This window comes from Kitasatospora sp. NPDC059812 (assembly GCF_042732075.1).
GTDB lineage: Bacteria > Actinomycetota > Actinomycetes > Streptomycetales > Streptomycetaceae > Kitasatospora.
In genome coordinates this window covers 28,975-38,008 of record NZ_JBHWIO010000061.1, presented here as the reverse complement: position 1 = coordinate 38,008, position 9,034 = coordinate 28,975, and the positions used below count along the sequence as shown (strand labels likewise).

The window sequence follows — 9,034 nt, the reverse complement described above, 5'->3', positions numbered from 1 at the left end:
CCACGGGAGTACCGGTCCGCCCCCCGGCCGGTGGGCGGTCGAGGCCCGGGGGCCCCCGGACGGGTGCGGGGGCCGGTTGGCCCCGCGCCCCGCCGGGGGCGCGCACCGCGCACCGTCGGGCCGGTTCGGCTGCTACGCCGGGGTGACGGGCGGGCGGCGCTTGTGCTCCGTGCGGCGGTAGTGGCCGAGGACGGTGCGGAAGACCTCCTCGCTCACCGGCCGCTCCTCCAGGAAGTCGTCCAGGGCCTCGTAGGGGACGCCGAGGGCGTCCTCGTCGGGGCGGCCGGGGGCGAGGGTCTCCAGGTCGGCGGTGGGGGTCTTGTGGACGAGGTCCGCCGTGGCCCCCAAAGCCTCGGCCAGGGAGCGGACCTGACGCTTCGTCAGCCCGTCCAGCGGCATCACGTCGGCGGCGCCGTCACCGTACTTGGTGAAGAAGCCGACGGCCGCCTCGGCGGCGTGGTCGGTGCCGACGACCAGGCCGCCGGTGGCGCCCGCGACCGCGTACTGGGCCACCATCCGCTGGCGTGCCTTGACGTTGCCGCGGACGAAGTCCTCGTGGGAGCGGTCGGCGAAGGTGAGGCCGGCGGACGTCAGCGCGTCGAGGGCTGCGTCGGTCGCGGGCCTGATGTCGACGGTCAGGGTCCGGTCCGGCCGGATGAAGTCGAGTGCGCGGCGGGCGTCCGCCTCGTCCGCCTGGGTGCCGTAGGGCAGCCGCATGGCGCAGAACTCGGCCTGGTGTCCGGCGGCGCGCAGCCGGTCGACGGCGAGCTGGCAGAGCCGCCCGGCGGTGGTGGAGTCGACGCCGCCGCTGATGCCGAGCACCAGCGTGCGGGCGCCGGCCGCCCGGAGCTGGTCGGCGAGGAAGTCGGCCCGGCGCTTCGCCTCCTGCTCGGGGCTGGGGACGGGGGCCACCCGCAGGGTGCGGGCGATCTCCCGCTGGAGGTCGGCGGACAGGGGTTCGGTCATATCGACTCCCGGGTGAAGGTGACACGGTGGGTGCCCGCCCTGGACGCTACCAGCGGGTTCCGCGCGTTCGACGAGGTGGTGGCGGTGCTGCGGCAGGCCGGGGCGAGCGCCTACGCGGGGTGCCGCAGGATGTCGAGGACGACGGCGCCGTCGACGGTCTCCTGGGCGACCAGCAGGGCGGCCAGTTCGTCGAGGTGGTGGCGGTGTTCGCGGAGCAGGTCGACGGCGCGGCGTTCGGCGCGGCGCAGCAGGCGGGCCACCGCCTCGTCGACGGCGCGCTGGGTCTGCTCGGAGTACGGGCGGCGGAACAGGTCCTCGGGGCCGTCGCCGAGGTAGTTCGGGGAGCCGCTGGAGTAGCCGACCGGGCCGAGTTCCGGGGAGAGGCCGAATTCGCGGACCATCCGGGTGGCGACGCCGGTGGCGTGGGCGAGGTCGTTGGCGGCGCCGGTGGAGCCCTCCCCGAAGACCACCAGCTCGGCTGCCCGCCCGCCGAGCTGGACGGTGATCAGGTCGATCAGGTAGCCCTCGGTGTACAGGTGGCGTTCCGCTTCGGGGAGTTGTTCGGTCGCGCCGAGGGAGACGCCGGCCGGGAGGATGGTCACCTTGGCGACGGGGTCGGCGTGTTCGCACAGCGCGGCGGTCAGGGCGTGCCCGGACTCGTGGACGGCGACGGCGTGGCGCTCCTCGGGCAGCAGCGCGTTGGAGGAGTCCCGGCGGCCGAGCAGGACGCGGTCGCGGGCGGTGTCGAGGTCGTCGGCGGTGAGGGTGGCGCGGTCGGCGCGGACGGCGTTGATGGCGGCCTCGTTGACCAGGTTGGCGAGGTCGGCGCCGGAGAAGCCGGGTGTGCCGCGGGCGATGCGGTTCAGGTCGGCATCGGGGGCGAGGGTCTTGCCGCGGACGTGGACGGCGAGGATCGCGGCCCGTTCCGCCTGGTTGGGCAGCGGGACGGTGACCTGGCGGTCGAACCGGCCGGGGCGCAGCAGGGCCGGGTCGAGGGCGTCCGGGCGGTTGGTGGCGGCGATGACGACGATGCCGGTGGTCGGGTCGAAGCCGTCCATCTCGGAGAGCAGCTGGTTGAGGGTCTGTTCGCGTTCGTCGTTGCCGCCGAGCCGGGTGCCGCCCGCGCGGCGGCCGCCGACGGCGTCGATCTCGTCGATGAAGATGATGGACGGCGCGCGTTTGCGGGCCTCGTCGAAGAGGTCGCGGACGCGGGAGGCGCCGACGCCGACGAACATCTCGACGAAGCCGGAGCCGGTCACGGAGAGGAAGGGCACTTCGGCCTCTCCGGCGACGGCCCGGGCGAGCAGGGTCTTCCCGGTGCCGGGCGGGCCGACCATGATCACCCCGCGCGGGCCCTTGGCGCCGGCGGCGGCGTAGCGTTCGGGGCTGCGCAGGAAGTCGACCACCTCGCTGACCTCCTGCTTGACGCCCTCGTACCCGGCGACGTCGGCGAAGCGGGTGGCGGGCCGCTCGGCCTCGATGATCTTGGCGCGGGAGCGGCCGATGGCGCTCAGGCCGCCGCCGAGCGAGCGGGCGGCCATCCGGCCGGACCAGAGGAACAGCCCGCCGAAGAGCAGCAGCGGCAGGAACAGCAGCAGCGTCGACCAGATCGAGCTGCCGCCGCTGTGGCTGGCGGTGATGTCGACGTGCTGGCCGGCCAGCTCGCCGCTGAGCTGGGAGGTGTCCAGGGCGGTCGGGATCTGGCTGGTGAAGTGCGTGCCGTCCTTGAGGGTGCCGGTGACCCCGCCGGTGTCGGTGATGTCCACGGTCTGCACCTGGCCGGCGCCGACCCGGTTGAGGAAGTCGGTGTAGCCGTAGTTGGCGCCGGTCGAGCCGGAGCGCGAGAACAGGATGAGCAGCAGCAGGGTCACCAGGACGGCGACGGGCAGCAGCCAGCGGCGCATCGCGGGCGGGGGCGGCTTGGGCGGCGGCGGGCCGCCGGGGGTGCGGGGCCGCTCGGGGCCCCCGCCCGGGGGCGGCGGGGTCGCGGGGTGGCGGGCGGCGCGCAGCCGGATTCGGGTGATCATCCGCGCCCACCACCTCTCCGCCGCCGGGCCTTCCCCCTCCATGGTGGGGCGAGAAGGGCCCGGACGGGAGGTCCAGGACGAACCGGCCGGCCCCGGCGCGGGGGCCGGCGGCGCCGTCAGGAGAAGTCGAGCGAGCCGGTCCGGGTCCGCTTGAGCTCGAAGAAGTTCGGGTAGCCGGCCAGCAGCCGCACCCCGTCGAAGACCCGGACGGCGTCCTCGCCGCGCGGGATGGCGCTCAGCACCGGGCCGAAGAAGGCGACGCCGTCGACGTGGATGGTCGGCGTGCCGACCTCCTCGCCGACCGGGTCCATGCCCTCGTGGTGGCTCTTGCGCAGCGCGACGTCGTACGCCGTGCTGTCGGCCGCGGCGGCGAGCTCCTCCGGCAGTCCGGCCGCGACCAGGGCCTCCCGGATGACGGCGTCGTCGGCGGGCCGGTCCTGGTCGTGCAGGCGGGTGCCGAGTTCGGTGTACAGGTCGCGCAGCACGTGCTCGCCGTGCTGTTCGGCGGCGGCGATGCAGACCCGGACGGGGCCCCAGCCGGTGGTCATCAGGCGCTGGTAGCGCTCGGGCAGGTCGGTGCGGCCCTCGTTGAGGACGGACAGGCTCATCACCCGGAAGGTGAGGTCGAGCTCGCGGTGGCGCTCGACCTCACGGATCCACCGGGAGGTGATCCAGGCGAACGGGCAGATCGGATCGAAGTAGAAATCGACTTTGGTGGTCACGGTGAAGAGCCTAGACGCCGAGTGGACCGCTTTCCAGGGCCAATCGATCACCATTGCGGTGGGCCACTTCTCAGCTGCAGGTCTTCCCGTCGGACGGCACGGTGCCGTCCAGCAGGTAGGCGTCCACGGCCTGCTTCAGGCACGGGTCGCCGGTGTTGTAGCCGCCGTGGCCCTCGCCCTGGAGGGTGACGTTGACGCCGACGCCCGGGCCGAGCTGCTGCGCCATCGCGTGGGCGCCCTCGACCGGGGTGGCCGGGTCGCCGGTGGTGCCGACCACCACGATCGGGGCCGCGCCGGCGGCCGAGACGTCCGGGTGGTCGGCCTTGCCCGGCACCGGCCAGCCGGTGCAGCTCGTCAGGCCCCAGGCGGAGTAGGGGCCGAACACCGGGGAGGCGTCGCGGAACTGCGGCAGCTGCTGTTCGACGTCCTGGTCGGAGTAGCGCTGTCGGGCGTCCACGCAGTTGATCGCCCGGTTGGCGGCGCTCAGGTTGGTGTAGCGCCCCTGCGGGTCGCGCCCGAACATCGCGTCGGAGAGCTGGAGCAGTGTGTTGCCGGTGCCCTGCTGCATCGCCTCGGTGAGCCCGGCGGCCAGGACGGGCCAGGTCTCCTCGCTGTACAGGGCGGCGGCGATGCCGGTGACGGCCAGGGTCTCGGTGAGCTGCCGCCCGCTGGTGGTGGGCAGCGGGGACTGCTCCAGCTTCTGGAGCAGCGCCGTGACCGCCGCCGTGCCCTCGACGCCGCCGGCACCCGTCGGGCAAACGGCGGCCTCCTCGGCGGCGCAGGCCTTCATGAAGTTGTCGAAGGCGAGCTGGAAGCCCTTGGCCTGGCCGAGTGCGGACTGCTGCGGGTCCTTCGTCGGGTCGACGACCGAGTCCAGGACGATCCGGCCGACCTCCTGCGGGAACAGGTGCGCATAGACGCCGCCGAGCTGGGTGCCGTAGCTGATGCCGAAGTAGAAGAGCTTCTGGTCGCCGAGCACCTGCCGCATCAGGTCGAGGTCGCGGGCGGCACTCTCGGTGTCCACGTAGGGCAGCACCGGACCGGAGTTGTGCTCGCAGGCGGCGGTGAACTGCGCGTTGCTGGTGTCCAGCGCCTTCACCGCGTCGGGGGTCCCGGGGGTGTTGTCGATTGCCAGGCTGACGTCCATCGCCTTGTCGTCCAGGCAGCTCACCCCGGCGCTGGCGCCGACCCCGCGGGGGTCGAAACTCACCAGGTCGTAGCGGGCGTTGAGGGAGGCGTAGTCGGCGGCGAGGGCGGGCAGCGTGGCGACGCCGGAGGCGCCGGGGCCACCGAAGTTGAACAGCAGCGAGCCGATCCGGTGCTTCTCGTCCTTCGCCCGGCTCCGGATCATGGCCAGGTCGATGGTCTCGCCGTCCGGCTTGCCGTGGTCCAGCGGCGCCTTGAGGGTGGCGCACTGCCAGTCACCGGCGGGCGCGGTGCCGCTGCCCTGCGCGGGACTGGGGGCCGGGCAGGCCTGCCAGTCGAGCCGCTGGGCCGCGAGTCCGGTCGCGGACGCGGCGGGTGAGCCGGGCGAGCCGGCCGGGGAGGTCGGCGCGGGCTCGACGGCGAAGCGGGCGTCGCCCTGGCAGCCGGCGGCACAGGCGAGCAGCAGCGCGGCCAGGCCGAAAGCGCCGGCGCCGCGGACGACGGTGTGCATGGAGCGGTCCACCTCTCGGGTTGCCGGGCGCGCCCCGGCGGACGGCGGGGCGGCGTACGCCCCGGCGCTCGGCACGGTCAACGCACCACAGACCCTAGGGGTGGTGGGGCGGTCACGCCCGTCGGAAGCCTCTGCCGGGGGGCGTGCGCCGGTCCGGCTGCCACCCGCCGTCCGGGTGAGGTACTCCTGCGACCCTCGTCCGGACCGCCCACTACCTGGCGTCGCATGCTATCTTGCATCGCATGGTACCTGGCATCACACACCACGACGGCGACGCCGGCGCGGCCGACGGGCCGGTGGCGACGCAACTGCGCAAGGGCGTACTGGAGTACTGCGTCCTGGCGCTGCTGCGGGACGGCCCCCGGTACGGGGTGGAGCTGCTGCAGGAGCTCGGCCGGTTCCCGATGCTGGCGACCAGCCAGGGCACCATCTACCCCCTGCTGTCCCGGCTGCGCCGGGCCGGCCTCGCCGACACCTTCCTGCGCGACTCGGCCAGCGGCCCGTCCCGCCGGTACTACACCCTCACCGACACCGGCCGCAGCGCACTGGAGGAGTTCGCCACGCTGTGGCCCGCCTTCCGCGAAACCGTCGACCACGTCCTGGCCCCGGGAGAGAACCCGTGAACAACCCCATCGAGCACCCCCTGGTCCGCACCCACCTGGCCGCGGTCGCCCGGTACACCGCTCCGCTGCCCGAGCCTCGCCGCCGCGAACTGCTCGCGGACCTGCGCGAGCACATCGAGGTCTCGCTCGCCGAGTGCGACCCCGCCGACGAGGCCGCCGTCCGGCGGGTCCTGGAGCAGCTGGGCAGCCCCCGGCGGATCGCCGACGCCGCGCTCGACGAGGAGGGCGGCACCCGACCGGAGCCGGAGAGCCGCGGCCGCACCGCCCGCACCCTGGTCTTCGCGGTGCTGCCGGTTCCGCTGTCGTTCGTCCCGGCCATCGGGCCCCCGCTCGCACTGGCCGCCGCCGTCATCGCCGCGAGCAGGGTGTGGCGGTCCACGCAGTGGAGCCGCCGGGAGAAGCGGCTGGCAGCCCTGCTGCTGCTCTCCCCCGTCCTGGTCACTCCGCTGGCCGGCATCGCCGCCGCCGTCGTGTCCCCGTTCGGCCTGACCGCGACCGCCGTCCTCGCCGCCTGCGTGGTGGGCTTCTGCCCCGCCCTGCTCGCGGCGTTCCTCCTGGCCCGCTCCGCCGCCCGGCTGCGCAACGCCGCACTCACGGCCTGAACCGGCTTCACCAAAGAACACTGACGTTTCGCCGGCCCCCCCTGGTGATGCCGGAGGCCGCCCCCATGTACAAGGGGGGCGGCCTCCGCGCGTCGGAGGCTCGCGCTTGCGCGCGCCTCTGCCCGGCGGTTAATGTCTTACCTGTTTCTCACCATCAAATCCCTTTTCGGCCAAGGCCGTTCATACGGTTAACGAAAACCCGCATACAGTGTGCGGACCTGGGGAACCCGAACCGCCACCCCCTCCGTCTGGGGGCTTTTCCATTACGCGGGAATCAAGGCAACTCACTTTACCGTCAGGCTCGTTGACCCCGTTCTCCGGCGGCTGCTTTGCTTCTCGGCGGCCGAGGCGGGCCTGTTTCCCCCCGGTGATCCGTTGTGCGGCGGGTCATCCAGGCGTTCCACCGCCTCCGGCCTCTCCCTGTCCTTCGCGACCACCCGTCACCCACCGGTGCCCGGGCGGTCGGCATGAGAGAGGCAACCCTCACATGGGCCGAACCCCCACGTTCCGTCTCGCCGGACGGGCGGCGCTCACCGGCGTCGCCGCGCTCGCCCTCGCGGCGGCCGGCTTCACCGCGGCACCCGCCCAGGCGCAGCCCGACGACGCCGCGCACCCCGCGGCGTCGGCGAACCACCCGTACCGGCACGGCGCCGTCCCGCTGCGCGGCCACCAGGCCGCACCGAGCGCCACCTCCGCCAACAACCTCAACTACGGTGGCGGAGCGGGCAGTCCGAGCATCGGCGTGACCACCGGACCGGAGCACGTCTACCTGGTGTTCTGGGGCTCCCAGTGGGGCAGCTCCGGCACCGACGCCAACGGCAACACCACGCTCAGCGGCGACGCCAAGGGCATGGCCCCGCGCCTCCAGCAGCTGTTCAAGGGCATCGGCGCGGGCAGCGAGCTCTGGTCCGGCGTCATGACGCAGTACTGCGAGGGCGTCGCCGCCGGCTCCCAGACCTGCCCGGGCAACTCCGCGCACGTCGCCTACCCCACCGGCGGCGCGCTCGCCGGCGTCTGGGTGGACACCTCCGCCGCGGCGCCCGCCTCCGCGACCGGCAACCAGATCGGCGCCGAGGCGGTCAAGGCGTCCGGCCACTTCGGCAACACCACGGCCGCGGCCAACCGGAACGACCAGTACGTCGTCGTCTCCCCCACCGGCACCACCCCCGACGGCTTCAACACCGCGTCCGGCAACTTCTGCGCCTGGCACGACTACACCGGCGACACCACGCTCACCGGCGGCGCCGTCTCCTCCCCGTACGGCGAACTCGCCTTCACCAACCTGCCGTACGTGACCGACGCGGGCTCCGGCTGCGGCCAGGGCTTCGTCAACGCGGGGACGGCCGGCACCCTGGACGGCGTCACCATCGTCGAGGGCCACGAGTACGCCGAGACCATCACCGACCAGAACCCGGCCGGCGGCTGGACCGACAGCAGCGGCGCCGAGAACGGCGACAAGTGCGCCTGGGTCAGCAGCGGCCAGGGCGCCTCGGCGAACGTCGGCTTCACCACCGGCAGCTTCGCCATGCAGTCGACCTGGGCGAACGACTTCAACAGCGGTGCGGGCGGCTGCGAGATGTCCCACCCGATCGTCGGCGGCACGACCGGCAACACCGTCACCGTCACCAACCCGGGCGCCCAGGCCGGGACCACCGGCAAGGCCGTCAGCCTGCAGATCGCGGCGACCGACAGCGCCTCCGGCCAGACCCTCACCTACACGGCGAGCGGCCTGCCGGCCGGCCTGTCCATCTCCGCCTCCGGCCTGATCAGCGGCACCCCGACCACCGCCGGCACGGCGAGCGTCACGGTCACCGCCAAGGACGCCACCGGCGCCGCCGGTTCCGCCGCCTTCGGCTGGACCGTCACCTCCGCGGGCGGCGGCGGCCTCACCAACGGCGGCTTCGAGACCGGCACCCTGAGCGGCTGGGCCTCCACCGGCAGCGCCGCCGCCTCCAGCGCCGCCAAGCACACCGGCGGCTACGGCGCGATGCTCGGCTCCACCGGCCCCACCACCACGTCCACGGCCAGCCAGACCTTCACCGCCCCGACCGGCAGCAGCAAGGTCGCCTTCTGGTACGACGTCACCTGCCCGGACACCGTCACCTACGACTGGGCGACCGCCACCCTCAAGGACAACACCACCAACACCACGACCACGGTGCTCGCCAAGACCTGCACCAGCGGCCTCGGCTGGAAGTCCGCCTCCGGCACCGTCACCCCGGGCCACAGCTACACGCTCACCCTCACCAACGTGGACGACAACTACCCGGGCGACCCGACCTACACCTACTACGACGACGTGACCGTCTCCTGACGGCCGCCCGTCCACGCCCCTGACGCCGCCCGGGGGGGGGGCCCCCCCCCCCCCCCCCGGCCCCCCCCCCCCCCCGCCCCACCCCCCCCCCCCCCCCCCCCCCCCCCCCCAACCCCCCCCCGG

At 73.9% G+C, this 9,034-nt stretch carries 7 protein-coding genes; 3 read left to right on the top strand and 4 right to left on the bottom strand.

Annotated features, from left to right (window positions below):
• Positions 1-132: 132 nt before the first annotated feature.
• The 4 genes from nadE to ACFV6D_RS26645 form a co-directional block, all read right to left on the bottom strand.
• Positions 133-966 (bottom strand): ammonia-dependent NAD(+) synthetase, encoded by an 834-nt coding sequence (gene nadE, locus ACFV6D_RS26660; protein WP_380561346.1) that lies wholly within the window; start codon positions 964-966, stop codon positions 133-135.
• Between the two features lie 110 nt (positions 967-1,076).
• Complete coding sequence (gene ftsH, locus ACFV6D_RS26655) at positions 1,077-2,993, bottom strand: ATP-dependent zinc metalloprotease FtsH (protein WP_063350386.1); 1,917 nt, start codon at positions 2,991-2,993, stop codon at positions 1,077-1,079.
• A gap of 116 nt (positions 2,994-3,109) precedes the next feature.
• Positions 3,110-3,769 carry a DsbA family protein gene (locus ACFV6D_RS26650; protein WP_063350385.1) on the bottom strand — a complete coding sequence of 220 codons (660 nt, stop codon included), beginning with the start codon at positions 3,767-3,769 and terminating at the stop codon, positions 3,110-3,112.
• A 16-nt stretch (positions 3,770-3,785) separates the two neighbouring features.
• Positions 3,786-5,372 (bottom strand): alpha/beta hydrolase, encoded by a 1,587-nt coding sequence (locus tag ACFV6D_RS26645; protein WP_380561345.1) that lies wholly within the window; start codon positions 5,370-5,372, stop codon positions 3,786-3,788.
• Positions 5,373-5,614: 242 nt separating this feature from the next.
• Between ACFV6D_RS26645 and ACFV6D_RS26640 the strand changes: the two genes are divergently transcribed.
• From ACFV6D_RS26640 to ACFV6D_RS26630, 3 genes are all read left to right on the top strand, one after another.
• On the top strand, positions 5,615-5,995 hold the full coding sequence (locus ACFV6D_RS26640; RefSeq protein WP_063351622.1) for a PadR family transcriptional regulator: 381 nt from the start codon (positions 5,615-5,617) through the stop codon (positions 5,993-5,995).
• A complete protein-coding gene (locus tag ACFV6D_RS26635) occupies positions 5,992-6,597 on the top strand; it encodes an HAAS signaling domain-containing protein (RefSeq protein ID WP_063350383.1) in 606 nt (201 codons plus the stop codon). The genes ACFV6D_RS26640 and ACFV6D_RS26635 overlap by 4 nt, the downstream gene beginning before the upstream one ends.
• 487 nt (positions 6,598-7,084) lie before the next feature.
• Positions 7,085-8,911, top strand: a complete 1,827-nt coding sequence (locus ACFV6D_RS26630; RefSeq protein WP_380561344.1) for an Ig domain-containing protein — start codon at positions 7,085-7,087, stop codon at positions 8,909-8,911.
• Positions 8,912-9,034: the final 123 nt, after the last annotated feature.

Bases quoted from the DNA above. Each gene is read 5' to 3' on its own strand.
- ACFV6D_RS26650 (WP_063350385.1), bottom strand. From the start codon at position 3,769: ATGGTGATCGATTGGCCCTGGAAAGCGGTCCACTCGGCGTCTAGGCTC.
- ftsH (WP_063350386.1), bottom strand. From the start codon at position 2,993: ATGATCACCCGAATCCGGCTGCGCGCCGCCCGCCACCCCGCGACCCCG.
- ACFV6D_RS26645 (WP_380561345.1), bottom strand. From the start codon at position 5,372: ATGCACACCGTCGTCCGCGGCGCCGGCGCTTTCGGCCTGGCCGCGCTG.
- nadE (WP_380561346.1), bottom strand. From the start codon at position 966: ATGACCGAACCCCTGTCCGCCGACCTCCAGCGGGAGATCGCCCGCACC.
- ACFV6D_RS26630 (WP_380561344.1), top strand. From the start codon at position 7,085: ATGGGCCGAACCCCCACGTTCCGTCTCGCCGGACGGGCGGCGCTCACC.
- ACFV6D_RS26640 (WP_063351622.1), top strand. From the start codon at position 5,615: ATGGTACCTGGCATCACACACCACGACGGCGACGCCGGCGCGGCCGAC.